Origin of the sequence: Pseudomonas sp. H26/SER47-MNA-CIBAN-0231, assembly GCF_040310465.1 — a bacterium.
Lineage (GTDB): Bacteria > Pseudomonadota > Gammaproteobacteria > Pseudomonadales > Pseudomonadaceae > Aquipseudomonas > Aquipseudomonas atacamensis.
In genome coordinates, this window is sequence record NZ_JBEOPW010000009.1 from 133,687 (window position 1) to 156,741 (window position 23,055).

General features: G+C 60.9%; 16 protein-coding genes and 2 riboswitches. Of the genes, 7 read left to right on the forward strand and 9 right to left on the reverse strand.

Features of this window, described 5'->3' with window-relative positions:
* Nucleotides 1-9: 9 nt before the first annotated feature.
* Both AAEZ10_RS15985 and AAEZ10_RS15990 read right to left on the reverse strand, forming a co-directional pair.
* Nucleotides 10-672, reverse strand: coding sequence for an amino acid ABC transporter permease (locus AAEZ10_RS15985; RefSeq protein WP_024012746.1), 663 nt, complete (start codon nucleotides 670-672; stop codon nucleotides 10-12).
* Nucleotides 673-723: 51 nt separating this feature from the next.
* Nucleotides 724-1,572 (reverse strand): transporter substrate-binding protein, encoded by an 849-nt coding sequence (locus AAEZ10_RS15990; RefSeq protein WP_350570013.1) that lies wholly within the window; start codon nucleotides 1,570-1,572, stop codon nucleotides 724-726.
* 458 nt (nucleotides 1,573-2,030) lie between these two features.
* Here AAEZ10_RS15990 and AAEZ10_RS15995 point away from each other — a divergent pair, with 458 nt between their 5' ends.
* Together AAEZ10_RS15995 and AAEZ10_RS16000 are read left to right on the forward strand one after the other, a co-directional pair.
* The gene (locus AAEZ10_RS15995) at nucleotides 2,031-2,462 is read left to right on the forward strand and encodes a thioredoxin family protein (protein ID WP_350570015.1); all 432 of its coding nucleotides are present in this window, start codon (nucleotides 2,031-2,033) and stop codon (nucleotides 2,460-2,462) included.
* 115 nt (nucleotides 2,463-2,577) lie between these two features.
* Complete coding sequence (locus AAEZ10_RS16000) at nucleotides 2,578-3,654, forward strand: GGDEF domain-containing protein (RefSeq protein WP_110646496.1); 1,077 nt, start codon at nucleotides 2,578-2,580, stop codon at nucleotides 3,652-3,654.
* A 35-nt stretch (nucleotides 3,655-3,689) separates the two neighbouring features.
* Here the strand turns inward: AAEZ10_RS16000 and AAEZ10_RS16005 are convergent, their stop codons facing one another.
* The 5 genes from AAEZ10_RS16005 to cobW all read right to left on the reverse strand — a co-directional run bounded on the left by AAEZ10_RS16005 (nucleotide 3,690) and on the right by cobW (nucleotide 12,423).
* The gene (locus AAEZ10_RS16005) at nucleotides 3,690-5,249 is read right to left on the reverse strand and encodes a TerC family protein (RefSeq protein ID WP_350570018.1); all 1,560 of its coding nucleotides are present in this window, start codon (nucleotides 5,247-5,249) and stop codon (nucleotides 3,690-3,692) included.
* Nucleotides 5,250-5,606: 357 nt separating this feature from the next.
* The gene (locus AAEZ10_RS16010) at nucleotides 5,607-6,299 is read right to left on the reverse strand and encodes a vWA domain-containing protein (RefSeq protein ID WP_350570073.1); all 693 of its coding nucleotides are present in this window, start codon (nucleotides 6,297-6,299) and stop codon (nucleotides 5,607-5,609) included.
* The gene (locus AAEZ10_RS16015; protein WP_350570020.1) at nucleotides 6,272-7,282 is read right to left on the reverse strand and encodes a magnesium chelatase ATPase subunit I; all 1,011 of its coding nucleotides are present in this window, start codon (nucleotides 7,280-7,282) and stop codon (nucleotides 6,272-6,274) included. The genes AAEZ10_RS16010 and AAEZ10_RS16015 overlap by 28 nt, the downstream gene beginning before the upstream one ends.
* Before the next feature lie 224 nt (nucleotides 7,283-7,506).
* Nucleotides 7,507-11,355, reverse strand: coding sequence for a cobaltochelatase subunit CobN (gene cobN / locus AAEZ10_RS16020; protein ID WP_350570022.1), 3,849 nt, complete (start codon nucleotides 11,353-11,355; stop codon nucleotides 7,507-7,509).
* 3 nt (nucleotides 11,356-11,358) lie between these two features.
* Nucleotides 11,359-12,423, reverse strand: coding sequence for a cobalamin biosynthesis protein CobW (gene cobW, locus AAEZ10_RS16025; protein ID WP_122507090.1), 1,065 nt, complete (start codon nucleotides 12,421-12,423; stop codon nucleotides 11,359-11,361).
* Between the two features lie 99 nt (nucleotides 12,424-12,522).
* Nucleotides 12,523-12,734, reverse strand: a riboswitch (cobalamin riboswitch).
* 837 nt (nucleotides 12,735-13,571) lie between these two features.
* A riboswitch (cobalamin riboswitch) is annotated at nucleotides 13,572-13,790 on the forward strand.
* Between the two features lie 123 nt (nucleotides 13,791-13,913).
* On the opposite strand from cobW, the gene AAEZ10_RS16030 reads away from it, so the two are divergent.
* From AAEZ10_RS16030 to cobM, 4 genes are all read left to right on the forward strand, one after another.
* Nucleotides 13,914-14,111 (forward strand): CbtB domain-containing protein, encoded by a 198-nt coding sequence (locus tag AAEZ10_RS16030; RefSeq protein WP_016774486.1) that lies wholly within the window; start codon nucleotides 13,914-13,916, stop codon nucleotides 14,109-14,111.
* Nucleotides 14,112-14,122: 11 nt separating this feature from the next.
* Nucleotides 14,123-14,824, forward strand: coding sequence for a CbtA family protein (locus AAEZ10_RS16035; protein WP_122751413.1), 702 nt, complete (start codon nucleotides 14,123-14,125; stop codon nucleotides 14,822-14,824).
* The gene (locus tag AAEZ10_RS16040) at nucleotides 14,821-15,234 is read left to right on the forward strand and encodes a cobalamin biosynthesis protein (RefSeq protein WP_122507089.1); all 414 of its coding nucleotides are present in this window, start codon (nucleotides 14,821-14,823) and stop codon (nucleotides 15,232-15,234) included. The genes AAEZ10_RS16035 and AAEZ10_RS16040 overlap by 4 nt, the downstream gene beginning before the upstream one ends.
* A gap of 78 nt (nucleotides 15,235-15,312) precedes the next feature.
* Nucleotides 15,313-16,059 carry a precorrin-4 C(11)-methyltransferase gene (cobM, locus tag AAEZ10_RS16045; RefSeq protein ID WP_350570025.1) on the forward strand — a complete coding sequence of 249 codons (747 nt, stop codon included), beginning with the start codon at nucleotides 15,313-15,315 and terminating at the stop codon, nucleotides 16,057-16,059.
* Nucleotides 16,060-16,175: 116 nt separating this feature from the next.
* On the opposite strand, the gene nfuA is transcribed toward cobM, so the two are convergent.
* A complete protein-coding gene (nfuA, locus tag AAEZ10_RS16050; protein ID WP_003225494.1) occupies nucleotides 16,176-16,760 on the reverse strand; it encodes a Fe-S biogenesis protein NfuA in 585 nt (194 codons plus the stop codon).
* A 103-nt stretch (nucleotides 16,761-16,863) separates the two neighbouring features.
* Nucleotides 16,864-19,158 carry a fatty acid cis/trans isomerase gene (locus tag AAEZ10_RS16055; RefSeq protein WP_350570027.1) on the reverse strand — a complete coding sequence of 765 codons (2,295 nt, stop codon included), beginning with the start codon at nucleotides 19,156-19,158 and terminating at the stop codon, nucleotides 16,864-16,866.
* Between the two features lie 155 nt (nucleotides 19,159-19,313).
* Between AAEZ10_RS16055 and metH the strand changes: the two genes are divergently transcribed.
* Complete coding sequence (metH, locus tag AAEZ10_RS16060; protein ID WP_350570029.1) at nucleotides 19,314-23,024, forward strand: methionine synthase; 3,711 nt, start codon at nucleotides 19,314-19,316, stop codon at nucleotides 23,022-23,024.
* Nucleotides 23,025-23,055: the final 31 nt, after the last annotated feature.

Genomic DNA, 23,055 nt, shown 5'->3' on the forward strand with positions numbered 1-23,055 from the left:
CGCAGCCTCCTATCGGCGGATCGCCAGACGCTGCTCGAGGTAACGCAGCAGCATGGCAATGAGGTAACAGGCCGCGACATACAATGCCGTGGTCACCAGCCAGGTTTCGATCACCCGGTAGCTCTCGACGTTGATCTTGCGCGCGTAATAGGTCAGCTCCGGCACCGCAATCGCAGCGGCAAGCGAGGTGTCCTTGAACAGCGAAATGAAGTTGTTCGACAGCGCCGGCAACACGTTGCGCAGCATCACCGGCACGGTGACGTAAGCCTTGACCTGCCATTCACCGAGACCGATTGCCAGCCCGGCTTCGCGCTGGCCTTTGGGAATGCTCAGCAAGCCGCCACGGAAGACTTCGGTCAGGTACGCGCCGGCATACAGCGACAGCGTGATGATGAACGAAGGAATCTTGTCCAGACGAATGCCAAGGCTGGGCAGTGCAAAGTAGATCAACAGAATCAACACCAGGATCGGCGTGTTACGCACTACCGTGACGTACACCGAGGCCAGCACCCGCAAGGCGCGATGCTTCGACAGCAAGGCAAACGCCATCAGCAGGCCGATCACGCAGCCGATGGCGATCGACACCAGCGCCAGTTGCAAGCCCAGACCGAGCCCGGCCAGCAAGGTGTCGAAATCGCGCCACACGGCGGCAAAGTTCAACTGATAGTTCATGGTCAGCAGTACCTTGAGCGGGGCGATTTGACTCGCCCCACTCTCACGGGATCATTTGAATTCGACTGGGAAACCGATGGCTGGAGATGGCAGATCAACACCGAACCATTGTTTGAACGAAGCGGCGTAGGTCGGGAACTCAACTCCGGTCATGGCTTCATGCAGCGCGGTGTTGACGAAGTTCAGCCAGTCCTGATCGCCACGTTTGACGGCGCAGGCGTAAGTCTGCGGGCTCCAGGCGTAGCTCGGGCTGCGGTAGCGGCCAGGGTTCTGCACCATCAGGTATTTGACCGACGACTGATCGGTGGCGGCGGTATCGGCGCGACCGGAGTTCACGGCCTGGTACATCAGGTCGACGCTGTCGTACTGATCGACTTTGGCCTTGGGCAATGCCTGATGCACCAGTTCTTCGGCGTAGACGTTCTGTAGCACCGCAACGGTGACGTCATCGCCCGCCGCCTGCAGGTCTTCGATTTCCTTGTACTTGCTGTTGTTCGGCAACAGCAGGCCAACACCTTCGCGGTAGTACGGCAGGGTGAACGCGACTTGCTGTGCGCGGCTGGCGGTAACGGTGATGAACTGGCAGCTCATGTCGACCTTGTCGGTGAGCAGATTGGGAATCCGCGCATCGGACGACTGCACCACGAACTCGACTTTGCTCGGGTCGTTGAACAGCCCTTTGGCCACGATCCTGGCGATGTCGATATCAAAACCCTGCAACTTGCCGTCCGCGCCCTGAAAGTGCCACGGCGCATTGGTGCTGCCAGTGCCCACGATCAACTTGCCACGGGCGAGAACACTGTCGAGCTTGCTGTCGGCAGCCTGGGCCAGGCCCATGACCGAGAAAGAAGCCGCAAGAACAAAAACACACGCTTTGAACAACGAAGGACGGCGATGCATGGCAAGCACTCCAGAATTGTGTTTATTCCGCTATACCGGAACACGGTTTGTTACTACGGAATAAACAGCAGAAAGTGTGCCACAGGAATCTCGCGGAATCTGTAACTGCTTTGAACGCTATTGGAATCAACAAGATATGGTTCGTGGACCAAAGGGTTTGGCCCGACTTAGAACGAAGGAAAGACCTGACACAGCCATTAAAGGGGTAATGCGTTCCCAACTTGGGTCAGATCGCGCCGTTGTGGTGCGAATCAGGGTGACAGTTGAACAAGACCCGGTATCAGCGCTTTAGCGCCTGCCTGTAGACATCCCCACCCTGCCGTTTCCCGACGGCTATCACCGTCACGACAGCACTTCTCGTGGTTACGCAGCCCACCTGTAATTTCTGACAGTAGACCGCGACGCCCCTGCTCCTTTAACGTCAAGGTGCCTACCCGCTCGTTGAAAAGGACCCTTCGATGAACGCCACAAACACAACCTCCACGCTGGCCCCGGTTTACCGCAAAGCCCTGAAAACCTGGCGTCCGGTCATTCTGTATTTCGCCAATGAACACTGCCCCGCCTGCGAATGGGCCGGGCCGATCTTTCGGCAGATTGCCGAGCCTTACCGACTGCGCGCCAACATTTATATGCTCAACACCAGCCAATCGCCCAAGCACCCGAATGTCACGGGCACGCCAACAGTGCTGTTCTATAAAAACGGCAGGCTGCTGAAAAAGCTCAAAGGTATCGGCACCGAGGAAAGCCTGACGAGGGATATGGCCCGGCATGTCGGCAGAACAAAGGCTCCCGCAACGCCACGCAAACCTCACCATGATCTGGCATGGCTGAGGCGAACACTCAAGTCGTTGCGCACCGTCACTGGTTCGCGCCACCGGCTTCTGCGCTGAACCCGACCGGGATTGGACAACCCGCTGTCTGCCTGCTTTGCTGTTGAACGAACACATTGCGCGCCGCCCGCCGGTTCGGGTGGTTGCCAGGATCGGCGCAGACAGCGGGACAAGCATGTTCGAAACCATTGAAGCGCAAGCGTTGAAGGAAACCGCGTCAAACGAGTTGAGGGAAGAGTTTCTCCAGCGCGAATTCGAACGGCTCAAACCGTTCAGCTTGTTGATCTATGTGGTCAGCATTTTCATGTGGCTGCTGTTTGATCTGATCGTCAGTTTTCTCGGCGGCCAGGGTTTCACGTGGCGCTCGATGGCGTTTCTCGCTGGTTTCGCGCTGTTGACGGTGGTGCTCGGTTTTACGCGCAGGGCTAGCCATTTCGATGTGCTCACCCTGTTGCTGGTCCTGGGATTGACCGTCGGTGTGCGAATGATCGTCGACGGCCTCGCGCCTGCTTCGCACAGCTTGTGGCTGGTGCTGGCCGCAGCGAGCATGTTGTACAGCGTGTCAGTACTGCCGCTGCGGCGCTGGGCGTTCTTTGCGGTACAAGTTGTGATCTGGGTGATCCTCAACCCGTTTCTCGCCACCACTACCGAAATCACTGAACTGCGCGGCGTCCTGACTGCCTGCTACAGCGTGTTCCTCTGCGCGCTCACGGTGTACACCTTTTTGAAATTTCGTGAGGCCAAGCTGAACAACTACCTGATGTCGCGGCTGCTGCTGGATCAGGCCTATAACGACCCGCTGACGCAGATTCCCAACCGACGCTCGTTCATGACCCACGCAGGGCAACGGCTGCTGGCAAGCCCGCGCGAGCGCGATCATTACCTGATGATGATCGACATCGACAACTTCAAGAAGGTCAACGACACCTACGGGCATGACATCGGTGATGAGGTGCTCATTCGCGTCGCAGCCGATATCAAGGCAGTGATGATTTCGTTTGACTACGCGCGTATGGGCGGTGAGGAGTTCGCGATCTATCTGGCGGGAGTGCGGCACGAGGATGTTGAAAGCCTTGCCACGCAACTGTGCCAGTCAGTGCGTGAACACCCCACCCGGCACCCGGTCACCATCAGCATCGGCATTACCCGGGTGGCTGAGGGTGACTCGTTGAATCAGGCGCTGATCAAGGCGGATGCGGCGTTGTACGAATCAAAGCATACGGGCAAGGACCGCTTTACGTTTCATCAGTAACAAGCGCAGCGACCGCTGCGCCATTCCGCGAATGCTCAAGCCACCTCACGCTCCAGCAACACGCGCGTCACCCGCCGCTCTTCGACCGCTTTGACGGTCAGTTGCCAGCCCTCGTATTCCAGCCGATCACCGGTCATCGGCAACCGATCCAGCAGACTCATGACCAACCCGGCCATGGTCTGATAATCCTCGGTCGGCTCGGCATCGAAGCCGGTACGCTGGCGAACGCGAGCCAAGGGCAGCGCGCCGCTGACCAGAAACCCGCCGCGCTCTTCGACCACATCAGGGCCTTCGATTTCACTGGCATCGGGCAACTCACCGGCGATCGATTCGAGGATGTCGGTCATGGTCAATACGCCGACGAAATCGCCAAACTCATTGACCACGAAGGCGATGTGCGTCGATGCCGCGCGCATTTGCTCCAGGGCATTGAGGATCGAGTAACTGTCGAGCAGATTGACGGTCTTGCGTGCCAGATGCTCCAGGTTCGGCTCGTTGCCGGCCAGATACTCCTTGAGCAATTCCTTCTTGTGTACGAAGCCAAGCGGCTCGTCCACCGCGCCATCGCGAATCAGCGGCAAGCGTGAATACGACGAATGCATCAACTTCGTGCGAATGGTTTCGGCGTCATCGGCAAGATCAATCAGGTCAACGTCGGCGCGCACCGTCATCAGGTTGCGAATCGGCCGCTCCGCCAGTTGCAGCACACCGCTGATCATCACCCGCTCACGACGGTCGAACAGCTCGGCCACCGGCGCTTCACCGTTGTCCAGCAGGTCGGAGATTTCCTCACCAACCTCCTCCGGCGCCAGCTTGCGGCCACCGAGCAGACGCATCACCGCATGGGCTGTGCGCTCGCGCATCGGGCGCACGCCCTGCATCGAACGTTTGCGCCGAGCCCGGGCGATCTGGTTGAAGACTTCGATGAGGATCGAGAAACCGATGGCGGCGTACAGGTAACCTTTCGGGATATGGAAGCCCAGACCTTCTGCGGTCAGGGCAAAACCGATCATCATCAGGAAGCCCAGACACAGCATGATCACGGTCGGGTGCGCGTTGACGAAGCGGGTCAGCGGTTTGCTGGCGACGATCATCAGGCCGATGGAAATGATCACGGCGATCATCATCACCGCCAGTTCATCGACCATGCCCACAGCGGTAATCACCGCATCGAGGGAGAACACCGCGTCGAGCACCACGATCTGCGCCACGATCGGCCAGAACAGCGCGTAGGTTGTGTTGGTCGAGCGCTCGCCGACATGGCCTTCGAGCCGTTCATGCAACTCCATCGTCGCCTTGAACAACAGGAACACGCCACCGAACAGCATGATCAGATCACGCCCGGAGAAGCTCTTGTCGAACACCTCGAACAACGGCTGTGTGAGCGTAACCAGCCAGGAAATGCTCGCCAACAGGCCCAGGCGCATGATCAACGCCAGGGACAGACCGATGATCCGCGCACGATCGCGCTGATGCGGCGGCAGTTTGTCGGCAAGAATTGCGATGAACACCAGGTTGTCGATACCCAGTACCAGTTCCAGCACGATCAGAGTCAACAGGCCTAACCAGGCTGTGGGATCCGCTAACCATTCCATAAAACGTCTCGATCTCTCTTCAGTGAATTCAGGCGGCCGGACACGGCGAAGTGCAACGCGAAAGCTCAAGAGCCGCGTTATCAACCATAGTCGGAAGTCGGAAGACGGGATGCTGCGAAAGGATCAAGACCGCGCGAAGGCGTGCTGGAGAGTGCTGACTGGGAGGCTCCGAGAGGGTGTTCATGTAGATCCTGAATGAAAAATGGCCTTCGAGCGTACAGCGTCGACCGGCCTGTTCTACAGCGGCAAATCATTTCAAAATCTGTACGAATCAATGTAACCGAAGATTTTCAGCGTTGCTGAAGAAGCCTTCGCGAGCAGGCTCGCTCCCACAGGGTGCGAGCGGTGCGGCGGATTTCAGCGCAAATCCAGCTCATCGATATGCTGATACTGCGCTTGCAGCGCGGTCGCCAGATCCTTCGCCCGCCCCAGTCGAATCGGCCCGCGTTCGATGTCGATCAGCAATCCCGGGCACGCCAGCACCGGCAACCCCGACAGCTCTTTCAAGCGACCATCGGTCACGATCAGGCAGCGTTGCTGTTCGGCGGGAAAGCGCTTGCGTCTAACCGTCAGCCATTGCTGCGCCTGCTCCAGCGCCGCGAGCAACGGCGTGCCGCCACCGGCGCCCAGACCGTCGAGCCAAGCGCTCAGGCCGCTTGAGGCCTTCAAGCCTTGCACCTGCCATTTCGGCGCAGAACCACTGGCAGTCAGCAACGCCAGCCGCGCCCGCTGGTGGTAAGCATCGTCGAACAACTGCGCGAGCAGGCCCTTGGCATCGCTCAAGGCCTGATGGCGACGGGTCGAAGCCGACGCGTCGACGATCACCAGCCAAATTTCATGGGGCGAACGGGTGCGCTGTTGAAACAGCAAATCGGCGCGGCGCTGCGGGCGGCCATTGAGCAGCGTGCCCGGCCAGTTCACCGAACCGCTGCTGGCGCTCTGGCGTTGGCCCTGGCGGCCATTGTCGAGTTGTCCGGCACGGGGTCTGGCATTCGCCCCCGCGTCGGATCGAGGGCGAATGCCTAGGGCTTTTTTGCCAGTGGCGGCCAGCTCGGAACTTCGCGGCGGGCACCGGTGGCTTGCGCCGTTGCCGGCATCTCGCCCCACTGGCCCTGCCCTTCACCGGTTTTGCTGTCTGCGCCTGACGGAGATTGCGCTTGTGGCTCCGCGCCGGCCAAGGGCTGCTCGCGACGGCGATGGCGCAGGGCAAATTCGGCCACCGCGTTGATGTCCTCTTCAGCAATCGCATCCGCCCCACGCCACGCGGCATGGGCGCGAGCCGCGCGCAACCAGACCAGATCGGCGCGCAAGCCATCGACGCCAGCAGCGAAACAACGCTCGGTAATCAACGCCAATGCCGCGTCATCCAGTGGGATGGCTGCCAAACGCTCGCGGGCGCTTTCACAGCGCGAACGCAGGATGTGTTGCTCGCTCGCCCACTGCGCGCAGAACCCTTGTGGATCGCTGTCGAAATCCAGACGTCGGCGAATGATCTGTCCGCGTTCGGCGGGCGCGGTGTGGCCGCTGAGGGCAACGTTCAAGCCGAAGCGGTCAAGCAGTTGCGGCCGCAGCTCGCCCTCTTCCGGGTTCATGGTGCCGATCAGGACGAATTTGGCCGAATGCCGATGGGAAATGCCGTCACGCTCGATCAGGTTGGTACCGCTGGCAGCGACATCGAGCAGCAGGTCGACCAAGTGATCGGGCAGCAGATTGACCTCATCGACATAGAGCACGCCACCGTCAGCCTTGGCCAGAACACCAGGCGAGAACTGCGCGCGACCGTCGCTCAGGGCAGCATCGAGGTCGAGGGTGCCGACCAGCCGCTCTTCGGTAGCGCCCAACGGCAAAGTGACAAACTGGCCGCTGGCGAGCAGATCCGCCAGGCCCCGCGCCAGCGTCGACTTGGCCATGCCGCGCGGACCTTCGATGAGTACGCCGCCGATTTTTGGGTCGATGGCGCTCAGGCACAGGGCGAGCTTCAAGTCATCGGCGCCGACCACGGCGGAGAGCGGGAAATGCGGGGTGTCGGTCATTTGGGTTTTCCCTTTCGTGGTCTTTGGTGTGCTTGAGTTTTAGTGGCGTGTCAGTTGGGTGGCCCTCACCCTAACCCTCTCCCAGAGGGAGAGGGAACTGATCTGGGTATTCTTGCAAGTTGCGCCGACCTGAATTATCGAGTTGAACTCAGGCCTCAAAACCAACACAAATCGGCTCCCTCTCCCTCCGGGAGAGGGCTGGGGTGAGGGTAGCTTTTTAGCGGCTACATATCTTCCTCGATATCCAACAGCAAATTCTCCAGCGCCTCTTTATAAGCCCCAGGCTCCTGCCACATCCCGCGCTGCTGCGCTTCGAGCATGCGTTCGGTCATGTCGCGCAGAGCATGGGGATTATGCTCACGAACAAAATCCCGGGTCGCCGGATCAAGCAAATATGCCTCCGCCAGCAACGCGTACTGATGGTCGTCGATCAACTGCGTAGTCGCATCGAAGGCGAACAGATTATCAACCGTCGCCGCCAGTTCGAACGCGCCTTTGTAGCCGTGACGCTTGACCCCGTCGATCCACTTCGGATTCGCCGCGCGCGAGCGCACCACACGGTTCAACTCTTCCTTCAGGGTACGAATCTTCGGCAGATCCGGCTGGCTGTGATCACCGTGATAACTGGCCGCCGCTTCGCCGCGCAGCGTCTCCACCGCCGCGAGCATGCCGCCCTGGAACTGGTAGTAATCGTTGGAATCGAGCAAGTCATGCTCGCGGTTGTCCTGGTTCTGCAGAACTGCCTGAACCTGGCTCAGACGCTGGCTGAACTGCTCGCGGGCAGCCGTGCCCTCGTCGGCGCCGCCGTAAGCGTAGGCGCCCCAGTTCAGGTAAACCTCGGCAAGGTCTTCGCGGGTCTGCCACAGACGCCCATCGATGGCGCCTTGCACCCCGGCGCCGTAAGCTCCCGGTTTTGCGCCGAAGATGCGCCACCCGGCCTGACGCCGCGCGGTATCTTCATCGACGCCCGACTGCAACAGCGCCTGGCGTTCGGCGCGCACCTTGGCGGCCAATGGGTTCAAGTCATCCGGCTCATCCAGCGCGGCCACCGCTTGCACGGCGGCGTCGAACAGGCGGATGAGATTGGCAAACGCATCACGGAAAAAGCCCGAAACCCGCAGCGTCACGTCGACCCGGGGACGATCGAGCAGACTCAGCGGCAGAATCTCGAAATCATCCACGCGCTGACTGCCCGTGGCCCAGACCGGACGCACGCCCATCAACGCCATGGCCTGAGCGATGTCATCGCCGCCGGTGCGCATGGTTGCGGTGCCCCACACGGACAAGCCGAGTTGGCGCAAGTGATCGCCGTGGTCCTGCAGATGCCGTTCGAGAATCAGCGTCGCCGACTGGAATCCGATGCGCCACGCGGTGGTGGTCGGCAGATTGCGCACGTCCACCGAATAGAAATTACGACCGGTGGGCAGCACGTCGAGGCGACCACGGCTCGGAGCACCGCTGGGGCCGGCGGGGACGAAACGACCGCTGAGGGCGTCGAGCAGACCGCGCATTTCGGCCGGGCCACAAGCGTCGAGCCGTGGGGCGACGACTTCGCGCAGATGCTCGAGTATCGAATTAACCTCCGCCCACCCCGACCCTTGTGGGAGCGAGCCTGCTCGCGAACTCGGTGTGTCATTCAACAATGATTTACCTGACGCACCGCTTTCGCGAGCATGCTCGCTCGCACAGGGGACATTCAGTGTTTGGGAGATCAGGTCTGCGGCAAATAACTCGAGGCGTTCGCGGGTGTCGCCGGCGGTGCGCCAGACTTCTGCGCTGAGGGTCTGCAACTCGGTCGGACGCGGGCCGCTCCAAGGATCGGCCAAGGCGCAATCCAGCGGATCAAAACCGAGATCAAACGCTTTGGCCAGTGCTCGCAGCAGACTCGACTGCGAGCCTTTGCCGTCACCGCGCGGGATGCGCAGCAACGCCAGCAAGGTATCGATACGCAAGCGCCCGCTCGGCGATTCGCCAAAAATGTGCAACCCGTCGCGAATCTGCGATTCCTTCAGGTCGCACAGATAAGTGTCCAGACGCGGCAACCAGATCGCCGCATCGGCATCGCTGTCCAGCGCGGCATCCAGTTGCAGCTCGCGGTCGATCTGCGTGTCCCGCACCAATTGCAGAATGTCGCGCTGTAACTCACGGGCGCGGCGCGGATCGAGCAGTTGCGCCTCGTAATATTCGTCGGCCAGCAACTCCAGATTACGCAGCGGCCCATAGGTTTCGGCGCGGGTCAGCGGCGGCATCAGGTGGTCGATGATCACCGCTTGCGTGCGCCTCTTGGCCTGGGCGCCCTCGCCCGGATCGTTGACGATAAACGGATAGATATTCGGCAGCGGCCCGAGCAGCGCGTCCGGCCAGCAATTCTCCGAAAGGCCGACGCCTTTACCCGGCAACCATTCGAGATTGCCGTGCTTGCCGACATGGATCACGCCGTGGGCACCGTAGGTGTTGCGCAACCAGAAATAGAACGCCAGATAGCCGTGCGGCGGAACCAGATCCGGGTCGTGGTACACCGCGCTCGGATCGACCTGATAACCCCGGGCCGGCTGGATGCCGACAAAAGTCAGACCGAAACGCAGACCGGCGATCATCAGCCGGCCGTCGCGACACATCGGATCGTTGTGTGGCGATCCCCAACGCTCTTGCACCGCGACACGATTCGCCTCCGGCAACGCATTGAACATTGCCAGGTAATCGTCCATCGCCAGGCTCTGCTGGCACGGGCGCAAGTCGAGAGTATCGAGGTCGTTGCTGACACCGCCGAGCAGTTGCTGGATCAGTTCGGTGCCGCTGGCGGGCAACTCGGCCGTGATCGGATAACCTTCGGCACGCAATGCGCGGAGGATATTCAGCGCCGCCGCCGGCGTATCGAGGCCTACGCCATTGCCGATGCGGCCGTCGCGGGTCGGGTAGTTGGCAAGGATCAACGCGATGCGTTTTTCGCCGTTCGGCACGCGTGCCAAAGATACCCAGCGCCGCGCCAGTTCGGCGACGAATTCCATGCGTTCGGGCTGGGCGCGGTAGCAGACCACATCGGACTGGCTGCGCTCGCTGCGCCAAGCCAGATCCTTGAAGCTGATCGGGCGGCTGATGATGCGCCCGTCAAGCTCCGGCAAAGCAATGTGCATCGCCAGATCGCGCGGCCCGAGACCCTGTTCGCTGTCGCGCCAGCCGGGTTCGTTGTCCTGAGCGCAGATGGCTTGAATCACTGGGATGTTGCGGCGAAACGGGCGCAGATGCGGCGCTTCGGGGCTGGACTGGGCAAAACCGGTGGTGTTGAGAATCACCCCCGCCTCGACTTCATCCAGCCAGTCCTCGACCACCGACAGACAACCGGGTTCTTTCAGACTGGCCACCGCGATCGGCAGCGGATTGAGCCCGGCTGCCTGCAAACGCTGACAGAACACATCGATGAACGCCGTGTTCGCCGCCTGCAAATGCGAGCGATAAAACAACAGCGCCGCCACCGGTTGATCGGGCAGCCATTCGGCTTGCCAGTCGCTCAGGGCAGCGCTGTTTTTCTGTGGGTGATAAATCGCCGTGCGCGGCAGGGTTTGCGGCTCGCCCCACGAATAATCCCGGGCAAACCATTGGTTGCCCAAGCAGCGGAAAAAATCCAGCGCATTGCCCATGCCGCCCTGACGCAGAAATTGCCAGAGTCTATCGCGTACTTCGGCGCTGACCGTGCTCAAGTCACTGAGCTCGGGGTCCGGGCGGTCATCGCCGGGCACCAGAATCAGTTGCACGCCGCGTTCGGACAACTCGACCAGCCGCTCGACACCATAGCGCCAATAGGCAATGCCGCCATGCAGGGAGATCAGAATGACCTTGGCGTGGCGCAGCACTTCATCGACATACAGATCGACCGAGGCATGATTCTGCACCTGCATCGGGTTGGCCAGACGCAAGCTCGGATAATCATCAGGCAGCTGCTGCGCCGCCTCGGCAAGCAGCGCCAGGCTGGAATCGCCGCTGCACAGGATTACCAGCTCGGCGGGGGTTTGTCCGAGGTCGGCAATGTTGTCGTCCGAGACGAATCCGCCGGGCTGGGTCCTGAGCAGGTGCATGGCTTAAACGCTGAGCGCAGCGCGCAATTGCGCTTCGAGTTGCGCGGCATCGAGTTCCTGACCAATCAGCACCAGACGCGTGACACGCGCTTCGTCGGCGCCCCACTGGCGGTCGAAATGCTTGTCGAAACGCGTGCCCACACCCTGGATCAACAGGCGCATCGGCTTGTTCGGAATCGCCGCGAAGCCTTTCACGCGCAGGATGCCGTGCTGCACCACCAGTTGCGTCAGCGCATCGAGCAGCAGGCTCTCGTCAGCTTGCGGCAGTTCGATTGAGATCGAATCGAAGGCGTCGTGATCGTGATCGTCGTCATCACCGTCATGGTGGTGATCGTGGTGACTGTGGCGGCTGTCGATGTGCTCCTCGGAGCCGGCACCGAGACCGATCAGCACGTCGAGCGGCAGGCGGCCGTTGCTGGCTTCGATGATTTTTACCGCTGGCGGCAGCTCTTCGGCGACTTCAGCGCGCACCCGAGCCAGATCTTCCGCGCTGGTCTGGTCGGCTTTGTTGAGGATGACCAGGTCAGCACTGGCCAGTTGATCAGCGAACAATTCGTGCAGCGGCGACTCGTGATCAAGGTTCGGATCGAGTTTGCGCTGGGCATCGACCTGATCCGGGAACGCTGCGAAGGTGCCAGCAGCGACGGCCGGGCTGTCGACCACGGTGATCACCGCGTCAACGGTGCAGGCGCTACGGATTTCCGGCCACTGGAAGGCTTGCACCAGCGGTTTTGGCAGGGCCAGGCCCGAGGTTTCAATAAGGATGTGGTCGAGATCGCCGCGACGGGCAACCAGTTCGCGCATTACCGGGAAGAATTCTTCCTGCACGGTGCAGCACAGGCAGCCGTTGGCCAGCTCATAAACGCGGCCGGTGGCCTCTTCTTCGGTGCAGCCGATGGTGCATTGCTTGAGGATTTCACCGTCGATGCCCAACTCGCCAAACTCATTGACGATCACCGCGATGCGCCGGCCCTGAGCGTTGTCAAGCATGTGCCGCAGCAGCGTGGTTTTGCCCGAACCGAGGAAACCGGTGACGATGGTGACGGGGAGTTTGGCCAGTGTTTTCATCGGTATGCCCTTTGGCAAGCGGCGGGCATACGGGACGAGAACCGGCAGCGCGCATGCACGCCGGAAGCATTCGCCACCGGATCACCCCGCCCGGTTGTAGTGAGAATCTGTGACGAGGCAGGTCTCCTGGCTGACGGCGTTCAGGCGCTGGGCCTGGCGTCCATTGCGCCTTCCCGCTGGCTCATCGGTTGAGCTGGCAGTGGCGTGGCAACGAACATCACCGTTCACAGTTGCGGGGGCAGCCGCGGCTTTGACCGCGTTCCCTTCTTAGCTTCGGCGAGTGCCGAAGAACCTCGAAAGCGCAAGGCTACGCATGGGTCCGTCGTGGGTCAATGGTCGGTGAGTCTGAAACTGGGGGTATATCCGTTGCTGCGGTAACGGCTTCTTAAGGTTTTGCTCTTACAGCGAGTCCCTTTTTCAAACGCCGGAGTGCCGGCACAGCAAAAAGGAACCAAAAGGCTTTGCCCCGGCGTACGGCCCGCTCGCTGGAGCTCGGGGTACCTTCGTTACGGGACCGATCCGGGCGCAGCCTGCTGAAGGGGCAAAAGATCAAGAGCCAGAGCAAAAGCCCCTCACCCTAGCCCTCTCCCGGAGGGAGAGGGGACTGACCGAGGTGTTCAGGCGAAATACGCCGACTTGCGATATCGAGTCGAATGCAGATACTGAAAAGCCCGCAAATCGGCTCCCTCTCCCTCGGGAGAGGGCTGGGGTGAGGGGCGAATCCAACACAGATCCAAAGCAGACCACACGCTTTTCACCACTCAACAATGAGCGCAAGCTCGAGTGCTTTTGATCTTGATCCACCGGCGACGTCGGAAGGCTGGGTGGAGGGATTGATCCGGGCGTGGGAGCGCAGCGACCGTCTGGCGCAGCCAGACACAGCGGAAGGAGGTGCAGCGAAGCAAACCGGAGCCGCTGCGCCCGGAGCAGTCCCGCAGCGAAGGAACCCGAGCCTGCGAGGGCCGAACGTAGGAGCAAGCCTTTTGGGTACTTTTTCGGCGTTTGGAAAAAGTGCCTCGCCGTAAGGGCGAAACCGTAATCAGCAACACCCGCAGCAACGGATATACACACAATAACACCCGAAAAAAACGCCCCCCCAGCAACGGATCCGCCCCCGGAAATTGACTAAAAACCCAAACCCATGTTCTCCTGCCCACCTTGTTACGGGTGCCCTTCACAGGGTGAAACGGGAAACCGGTGAATCATGTGCTTTACTCAAAGCCATGTCAGTCCGGTGCTGCCCCCGCAACGGTAAGCGAGCGAAGCGTCAGATCCACTGTGCCCCGGCATGGGAAGGTGACGCTTGCAGGTCGGCCTCGTGCCAACCCCTCGCAAGCCCGGAGACCGGCCCGCAACACCCAGCACGCGCAAGCGCCGCTGACCACAAACAAACCCGCGGTGGGCGGGCGCTGTTCGAAATCCCTGCGTGCCCGGCTCGCAGGGATTTTCATGCGCTCTGTTTACCCGCTGACATTTCAGAGGGAAGCGCTATGTCGATCATCAGCAATACCGTCAGCCACACTGACCACATCTCCAGCAGCACCACACTCGGCCAACGCGTGGCCGCCGCCCTCTTCGCCTCGATCCTCGGTGCCAGCCTGGTCTGGTTCGCCGGTTTCTCGCACATCGAAGCGGTGCACAACGCCGCCCACGATACCCGCCACAGCGCCGCGTTCCCGTGCCACTGAGGCTTGCCGAGATGATCAAGCGTATCGCGCAAACCGCAGGCTTCACCGGCTTGCTGGCCGCCCTGCTGCTGACCCTGCTGCAGAGTTTCTGGGTATCGCCACTGATTCTGCAGGCCGAATCCTTCGAGAAATCCGAACCGGTCGCGCAAGTTCACGAACACGCTGCCGGCACCGCCGCCCACAGCCATGATGGCGAAGCCTGGGAGCCGGAAGACGGCTGGCAGCGCGTGGTCTCGACCACTGGCGGCAATCTGGTGGTGGCGGTGGGTTTCGCCCTGATGCTCGCCGGCCTGTACACCTTGCGCGCGCCAACCAAAACCTCGCAAGGGCTGCTCTGGGGTCTGGCCGGTTACGCGACGTTCGTTCTCGCGCCGACCTTGGGCCTGCCACCTGAATTGCCGGGCACTGCGGCTGCCGATCTGGCTTCGCGGCAGATCTGGTGGATCGGCACTGCCGCTTCGACCGCCGTCGGCCTGGCACTGATCGCTTTCAGCCGTCACTGGCTGATGAAGCTTCTCGGTGTGGCGATTCTCGCCGTGCCGCATGTGATCGGCGCGCCGCAACCGCAGGTGCATTCGATGCTTGCCCCAGAGGCACTGGAAACCCAGTTCAAAATCGCTTCGCAGCTGACCAACGTCGCGTTCTGGCTGGCCTTGGGCCTGATCAGTGCATGGTTGTTCCGCCGCAAAAGCGCAGGCCCATATCAGGCATGACCGATGACCGCGCAGCGCCGACCCTCGTGGTCGGCCTCGGCTGCCAGCGGGGCTGCCCGGCCAGTACGTTGCGTGCGTTACTCGATCAAGCGTTGCAGGCGCACCGCATCGAGCTGCGAGCGGTCAAGGCTTTGGCGAGTATCGACCTCAAGCGCGACGAACCGGGGTTGCTGGAACTGGCCACACAATTGAACCTGCCGCTGCAGTATTTCAACAGTGCCGAACTGGCGCCCTATCAACAGCGCCTCAGTCATCAATCGCAGATCGCCTTTGAGCGCACCGGCTGCTACGGCGTGGCGGAAAGCGCCGCGCTGGCGCTCGCCGAGCAACTGATTCAGGCGCCGGCGAAACTGCTGATCCACCGGCAGAAATATGCGCAGGCCACGCTGGCATTGGCCGGCGCTGCATAAAATCCCGATAATCCCCGCCATCGATCATGAGCACGCTTCATCTGCAGTGTGCCTGCGCCTCTTCACAAGGATTCAACGATGACCGTCTACTTCATCGGCGCCGGCCCCGGCGACCCGGAACTCATCACCGTCAAAGGCCAACGGCTGATTCGCAGCTGCCCGGTGATCATTTATGCCGGTTCGCTGGTACCCGCAGCGGTGCTGGAAGGTCATCAGGCCGACACCGTGGTCAACAGCGCTGAACTGCATCTGGAACAGATCATCGATCTGATCAGGACTGCCCATGCCCAAGGCCAGGATGTGGCCCGTGTTCATTCCGGAGACCCAAGTCTGTACGGCGCGATCGGTGAGCAGATCCGCTACTTGCGTGAGCTGAACATTCCTTTCGAGATCATTCCGGGCGTAACCGCGACGGCGGCATGCGCCGCGCTGCTCGGCGCCGAGTTGACCCTGCCGGACATCTCGCAAAGCGTGATTCTGACCCGTTATGCCGACAAGACCGTGATGCCCGCCGGCGAAGAACTGGCCAGCCTGGCGCAACATGGCGCGACCATGGCGATTCATCTGGGGGTCAATCATCTGGAAAAGATTTTGGTTGAAATGCTGCCGCATTACGGCGCGGACTGCCCGATTGCCGTGATTCACCGCGCGACATGGCCGGATCAGGACTGGGTGGTCGGTACACTGGCGGACATTGCCGCAAAGGTCGAGGCCAAAGGGTTTCGGCGTACGGCGCTGATTCTGGTCGGGCGGGTGTTGGGCAGTGAAGTGTTTAGCGAGTCTTCGTTGTATCGCGCCGGGCATGCGCATTTGTACCGACCGTGAGTGGAACGCGGAGCGTCCCGGGCTGCATGCCCACGCGGAGCGTGGGCATGATCAAGCCACAGGCATAAAAAAACGGCGCTCACGGGGCGCCGTTTTTCATGTTCGCAGCGAACGCCTTAGTAGTAGGCGTTTTCTTTCTGCGTGTGGTCGGTCACGTCGCGAACGCCCTTGAGCTCCGGGATGCGCTCGAGCAGAGTGCGCTCGATGCCTTCCTTCAAGGTCACGTCGGCCTGGCCGCAGCCCTGGCAACCGCCACCGAACTGCAACACGGCAATGCCGTCCTCGACCACATCGATCAGGCTGACCTGACCGCCGTGGCTGGCCAGCCCCGGGTTGATCTCGGTTTGCAGGTAGTAGTTGATGCGCTCGTTGACCGGGCTGTCGGCATTGACCATTGGCACCTTGGCATTTGGCGCCTTGATGGTCAGCTGGCCGCCCATACGGTCGGTGGCATAGTCGACAACGGCGTCGTCAAGAAACGCTTCGCTGAAGGAATCGATGTAAGCGGTGAAGCTTTTCAGCCCCAGCGCGGTATCTTCAGGCTTCTCTTCGCCCGGCTTGCAGTAGGCAATGCAGGTTTCGGCGTACTGGGTGCCAGGCTGGGTGATGAAGACACGGATGCCGATGCCCGGGGTGTTCTGCTTGGAGAGCAGATCGGCCAGGTAATCATGGGCGGCGTCGGTAATGGTAATAGCGGTCATAAAAACTCCTCGCAGGCTTGGGCGCAGTTTACGCCAATCGGCGCGGCTGACAAAGTCCTAGTATTTTTGTCGGGAAAGAATCCCGGCATATGCCTGCGAATGCTCAAAGGTTCTCGTACCGGTTCATATCCAGCACACCCTCTTCCACCGGATCGGTTTCGTGGATGTACTGGCTCAGATCGTGAAAATACAGCCAGAACTGCGGATGACTGCGACGAATGCCCCAGCGCTCGACGATCTTGTCGAACCGATTGGCATCCTTGGCATTCTCCATCGCATCGACAAACGCCGGCACCTGCTCGGCCGGTACGTTGAACATGAAGTTCGGGTAACTGGTGAGCACGCCCGGATAGATCGTCAAGGTGTCGAGACCCGGTTGATAGCGCAGCGACTCACCGAGCAGAAACGCCACGTTGCTGTGCGCGCGGTTGCGCAGCACGCTGTAGACCTCGCGCTTGCCGCTGGCGGTTTCGACACGCAGCAAGGTCGCTTCGGGCATCTGGTCGATGACTTTCAACCCTGCGGCCGGTCGCGAGGCCAGACGGCTCAGGGCCTGCTCGGCGTTCTGCAACGCCGGATCTATATTCGGTCGCGAGCAATAAGCGCCGTCGCAGCGATTGATAGGGTCTGGCCGCGCGTTCAGATCACCGTAGCGCGCCAGCAACTGCATGGCGAAATCGTGTTTCGGGTCTTTCTCGTCGAGCGTCAATGCGGTCGGTTTGTCGTCATCGATGGCCTCGTAATCGAGCCACATCTTGAATTGGCCGCCGTCCTGGTACCAATCGTTGAGGTAATCCTCACGTGAGTCGGCGGGCATCAGGCGCAGGAAGTTCTGCTCCGCGCCATTACGGATCAGGTCGAAATACAGGCGAGTCTGCGCTTGATGGGAGACGTTGCCGAACACGTCGAAGTTGACCGCGAGCTGATAGTAGGTGCGCTCGAGCAGTGGATAGTCGAACAGCCACATGGTTTGCGGCACCTCACCGATAAGCCCCTTGGTCACCGAAGCGCTGTCGAAGTGGCGGAAAATGCTCAGCAAGGCGTTGTCGTTGCCGGCCCACAGCGTCGACCAGCTCGGCGCCGGCAGATCGGCGTAGCTGTCGCGGCGCAAGGCTTCGTATTCGTTGCGCTTGTCGCGGTAGTTGCGCCACAGGCTCAGCACGCTGCCGACATCGTCGTTCTGCCCCGGCATCGCCAGCAGCGGCGTAGCCTGGCCACGGTAGTTCGGGTCGGTGATGTAGAGATCATGTTCCGGCGCCTGGAACAGCGCCCAGAAGTTGTCGCGGATCACGTCGGTCGCGATCTGCCCACGGCACACCGGGCCGCGAATGAAGGTGCGGACGAAGTATTCAGCGTTATCGAGCATGAACTGATAGCGCGCCTGCGCCGGAATCGCTTCGAAAGTGGCAAACGGATTGGCACGGCTTTGCGGGCCGTAACCCGGCAGCGCATTGACCTGCCAGTTGCCGTTGTAGAACAGGCTCTTGATCCGCGCCATTTTGGCTGCGCTCAGCGGATAAGTGATGTGCGTCTTGTGCACGATCACCCCCTGCACCGGCCACAAGCGGTAATACACCTGCGTGCCCGGGTCGTCGTTGGGGCGGCGCGTGGCGATCAGGTCGATCGGCTGGCCGCTCGGCGTACGCGACCGCACCCACTGGAAATAATGCCCCGGCTCGCCGTCCTTGAAATAGATGTGCGCCAGATACCAGTGCTCGAACAGCCAGCGCCCGACCAGACTCTGCCGCGCACCGGGGGCGTTGAGCAGGTTTTCCCACTGCAGGATCTGCATGGCCTCTTTGGCACTCGGCGCCAGGCTCTGCTCGTCGATCGGCGCGCCAGACGCCAGCCAGCGCTGCAGGGTCTGGTATTGCTGGTCGGTCAGGCCAGTGACCGCCAGCGGCATGCCCTCTTTCGGGTGCGCGCCGGCATATCCGTCGAACTCCGCAGGCATTGCGCATAGATTGTTGCGATTGAGCCCAAGAACAATCTCTTCCGGCAGTTTGGCGTTCGGCGTAAGCGGCGTCTTGTGGCCGAGTTCGAGCATGCGTGCCATCAGCGCAGCCTGACTGCCCTGGGCGTCGAGCACCGAATAGAAGTCTTTCTGCTGCCAGGCGCGCTTGCCGAAGGCGTCGTAAAACAAGCGCGTGGTCGGTGCTGCCTGGGTACGTTCGCCGTCATATACCGGCATCTTGCTCGCGCCACGGGCGGCGCCTTCACCACTGCCGAGATTGAGCTGACAGGCCGAGTCATAGCAGGCATGGCAGGCTACGCACTTCTCGGTAAAGATCGGTTGGATATCCCGGGTGTAGGAGATTGAAGAAGAAATGGCAGGATCTTGCGCCGCAACGCTCCCGCTCAGGACCAGCAACCATAAACTGATGAAGCGGTGCGGCATGCTGCTGATCTCGATGATAAAAAAAGGCTGCGATTCTACCGTTATGACGCTCGTACCAACATGAGCGATATTCATGCAAAAGCTGCACATGCTCCAAAAGCGCACAGGTTTGCTATGATCCCGCTCCTTCGTAATGGTCTTTCCGAGTAGTCCACATGTCCGATCGCAGCGTCCGCCTTCAAGCTCTCAAGCAAGCCCTCAAAGAGCGCATCCTGATTCTCGACGGCGGGATGGGCACGATGATCCAGAGCTACAAGCTCGAAGAACAGGATTATCGCGGCAAGCGCTTCGCGGACTGGCCGAGCGACGTCAAGGGCAACAACGACCTGCTGGTGATCACCCGTCCGGACGTGATCGGCGGCATCGAAAAAGCCTACCTGGACGCCGGCGCCGACATTCTCGAAACCAACACTTTCAACGCCACGCGCATTTCCATGGCCGATTACGGCATGGAAGAGCTGGCGTACGAGTTAAACGTAGAAGGCGCACGTCTGGCGCGCAAGATTGCCGACGCCAAGACCGCCGAAAACCCGGCCAAGCCGCGCTTCGTTGCCGGCGTGCTCGGCCCGACCAGCCGCACCTGCTCGCTGTCGCCCGACGTCAATAACCCCGGCTACCGCAACGTCACCTTCGATGAGCTGGTGGAAAACTACACCGAAGCCACCAAAGGCCTGATCGAGGGCGGCGCCGACCTGATCCTGATCGAAACGATCTTCGACACCCTCAACGCCAAAGCGGCGATCTTTGCCGTACAAGGTGTATTCGAAGAGCTGCACATCGAATTGCCGATCATGATTTCCGGGACCATCACCGACGCCTCCGGCCGTACCTTGTCCGGCCAGACCACCGAAGCATTCTGGAACTCGGTGGCCCACGCCAAGCCGATCTCCGTGGGTTTGAACTGCGCCCTCGGCGCCAGCGAACTGCGCCCGTACCTGGAAGAGCTGTCGAACAAGGCCAGCACCCACGTTTCCGCGCACCCGAACGCCGGCCTGCCGAATGAATTCGGCGAGTACGACGAACTGCCCTCGCAAACCGCCAAAGTCATCGAGGAATTCGCCCAGAGCGGTTTTCTCAACATCGTCGGCGGTTGCTGCGGCACCACGCCGGGCCACATCGAAGCCATCGCCAAAGCCGTGGCCGGTTACGCGCCACGTCAAATTCCGGACATTCCCAAAGCCTGCCGCCTCTCCGGTCTGGAGCCGTTCACCATCGATCGCAGCTCGCTGTTCGTCAACGTTGGCGAGCGCACCAACATCACCGGCTCGGCGAAATTCGCCCGCCTGATCCGTGAAGACAACTACACCGAAGCCCTCGAAGTCGCTCTGCAGCAGGTCGAGGCCGGCGCGCAGATCATCGACATCAACATGGACGAGGGCATGCTTGATTCGAAGAAGGCCATGGTCACCTTCCTCAATCTGATCGCCGGCGAACCGGATATCTCGCGGGTGCCGATCATGATCGACTCGTCGAAATGGGAAGTGATCGAAGCCGGCCTCAAGTGCATTCAGGGCAAGGGCATCGTCAACTCGATCAGCATGAAAGAAGGCGTCGAGCAGTTCATCCATCACGCCAAGTTGTGCAAGCGCTACGGCGCTGCGGTGGTGGTGATGGCCTTCGACGAAGCCGGCCAGGCCGACACCGAAGCGCGCAAGAAAGAGATCTGCAAACGCTCCTACGACATTCTGGTCAACGAAGTCGGCTTCCCGCCGGAAGACATCATCTTCGACCCGAACATCTTCGCCGTCGCTACCGGCATCGAAGAGCACAACAACTACGCCGTCGACTTCATCAACGCCTGCGCCTACATCCGCGATGAGCTGCCGTATGCGCTGAGCTCCGGCGGCGTGTCCAACGTGTCGTTCTCGTTCCGTGGCAACAACCCGGTGCGTGAGGCGATTCACTCGGTGTTCCTGCTCTACGCGATCCGCGCCGGGCTGACCATGGGCATCGTCAACGCCGGTCAACTGGAGATCTACGATCAGATCCCGGTCGAGCTGCGCGATGCCGTCGAAGACGTGATCCTCAATCGCACCCCGGACGGCACCGACGCCCTCCTCGCCATCGCCGACAAGTACAAGGGCGACGGTAGCGTCAAGGAAGCCGAGACCGAAGAGTGGCGTAACTGGGACGTCAACAAGCGTCTGGAACACGCACTGGTCAAGGGCATCACCACGCACATCGTTGAAGACACCGAAGAATCCCGCCAGTCGTTTGCGCGGCCGATCGAGGTGATCGAAGGCCCTTTGATGTCCGGCATGAACATCGTCGGCGACCTGTTCGGCGCCGGCAAAATGTTCCTCCCGCAGGTGGTGAAATCCGCGCGCGTGATGAAGCAGGCCGTGGCGCACCTGATCCCGTTCATCGAACTCGAGAAAGGCGACAAGCCGGAAGCCAAGGGCAAGATCCTCATGGCTACGGTCAAGGGCGACGTGCACGACATCGGCAAGAACATCGTCGGCGTGGTGCTCGGCTGCAACGGCTATGACATCGTCGACCTCGGCGTGATGGTCCCGGCCGAGAAGATCCTGCAGGTCGCCAAAGAAGAAAAATGCGACATCATCGGCCTCTCCGGCCTGATCACGCCGTCGCTGGACGAGATGGTCCACGTTGCCCGCGAAATGCAGCGTCAGGACTTCCATCTGCCACTGATGATCGGTGGCGCGACCACGTCGAAAGCGCACACCGCGGTGAAGATCGAACCGAAGTACAGCAACGATGCCGTGGTTTACGTGACCGACGCCTCGCGCGCCGTCGGCGTGGCGACTCAGTTGTTGTCCAAGGAACTCAAGGCCGGGTTCGTCGAGAAGACCCGCCTGGAATACATCGACGTGCGCGAGCGTACGTCCAATCGCAGCGCCCGTACCGAACGCCTGAGCTACGCCGCCGCGATCGCGAAGAAGCCGCAATTCGACTGGGCCAATTATCAGCCAGTGAAACCGACCTTCACCGGCAGCAAGGTGCTCGACAATATCGATTTGAAAGTGCTGGCCGAATACATCGACTGGACACCGTTCTTCATTTCTTGGGATCTGGCCGGCAAGTTCCCGCGCATCCTCGAAGACGAAGTGGTCGGTGAAGCCGCCACTGCGCTGTACAAGGACGCGCAGGAAATGCTTGCCAAGCTCATCGACGAAAAACTGATCAGCGCCCGTGCGGTGTTCGGTTTCTGGCCGGCCAATCAGGTCAACGAAGACGACATCGAGCTGTACGACGACAACAGCAAGCCGCTGGCCAAGCTGCATCACCTGCGTCAGCAGATCATCAAGACCGACGGCAAGCCGAACTTCTGCCTCGCCGACTTCGTTGCGCCCAAAGACAGCGAAGTCACCGACTACGTCGGCGGCTTTATCACCACCGCCGGCATCGGCGCCGAAGAAGTGGCTAAGGCTTATCAGGACGCTGGCGACGACTACAACTCGATCATGGTCAAGGCCCTCGCCGACCGCTTGGCCGAAGCCTGCGCCGAATGGCTGCACCAGCAAGTGCGAAAAGAGCACTGGGGTTATGCCAAGGATGAAACCCTCGACAACGATGCGCTGATCAAAGAGCAATACCGTGGCATCCGCCCTGCTCCCGGCTACCCGGCCTGCCCGGATCACACCGAGAAAGCCGCGCTGTTCACCCTGCTCGATCCAGAGGCTGCGGAAATGCGCGCCGGGCGCAGTGGCGTGTTCCTCACCGAACACTACGCAATGTTCCCCGCCGCAGCGGTCAGCGGCTGGTACTTCGCCCATCCGCAGGCGCAGTACTTTGCCGTGGGCAAGATCGACAAGGATCAGGTGCAGAGTTACACCGCGCGCAAAGGCCAGGACCTGAGCGTGACCGAGCGTTGGCTGGCGCCGAATCTGGGTTACGACAGCTGAGTCGAGCCGACCTGGGGAGTGCCCTGCTCCC

Coding starts and splice junctions, on each gene's coding strand:
- AAEZ10_RS15985 (WP_024012746.1), bottom strand. CDS start 672: ATGAACTATCAGTTGAACTTTGCCGCCGTGTGGCGCGATTTCGACACC.
- AAEZ10_RS15990 (WP_350570013.1), bottom strand. CDS start 1,572: ATGCATCGCCGTCCTTCGTTGTTCAAAGCGTGTGTTTTTGTTCTTGCG.
- AAEZ10_RS15995 (WP_350570015.1), top strand. CDS start 2,031: ATGAACGCCACAAACACAACCTCCACGCTGGCCCCGGTTTACCGCAAA.
- AAEZ10_RS16000 (WP_110646496.1), top strand. CDS start 2,578: ATGTTCGAAACCATTGAAGCGCAAGCGTTGAAGGAAACCGCGTCAAAC.
- AAEZ10_RS16005 (WP_350570018.1), bottom strand. CDS start 5,249: ATGGAATGGTTAGCGGATCCCACAGCCTGGTTAGGCCTGTTGACTCTG.
- AAEZ10_RS16015 (WP_350570020.1), bottom strand. CDS start 7,282: ATGACCGACACCCCGCATTTCCCGCTCTCCGCCGTGGTCGGCGCCGAT.
- cobN (WP_350570022.1), bottom strand. CDS start 11,355: ATGCACCTGCTCAGGACCCAGCCCGGCGGATTCGTCTCGGACGACAAC.
- cobW (WP_122507090.1), bottom strand. CDS start 12,423: ATGAAAACACTGGCCAAACTCCCCGTCACCATCGTCACCGGTTTCCTC.
- AAEZ10_RS16030 (WP_016774486.1), top strand. CDS start 13,914: ATGTCGATCATCAGCAATACCGTCAGCCACACTGACCACATCTCCAGC.
- AAEZ10_RS16035 (WP_122751413.1), top strand. CDS start 14,123: ATGATCAAGCGTATCGCGCAAACCGCAGGCTTCACCGGCTTGCTGGCC.
- AAEZ10_RS16040 (WP_122507089.1), top strand. CDS start 14,821: ATGACCGATGACCGCGCAGCGCCGACCCTCGTGGTCGGCCTCGGCTGC.
- cobM (WP_350570025.1), top strand. CDS start 15,313: ATGACCGTCTACTTCATCGGCGCCGGCCCCGGCGACCCGGAACTCATC.
- nfuA (WP_003225494.1), bottom strand. CDS start 16,760: ATGACCGCTATTACCATTACCGACGCCGCCCATGATTACCTGGCCGAT.
- AAEZ10_RS16055 (WP_350570027.1), bottom strand. CDS start 19,158: ATGCCGCACCGCTTCATCAGTTTATGGTTGCTGGTCCTGAGCGGGAGC.
- metH (WP_350570029.1), top strand. CDS start 19,314: ATGTCCGATCGCAGCGTCCGCCTTCAAGCTCTCAAGCAAGCCCTCAAA.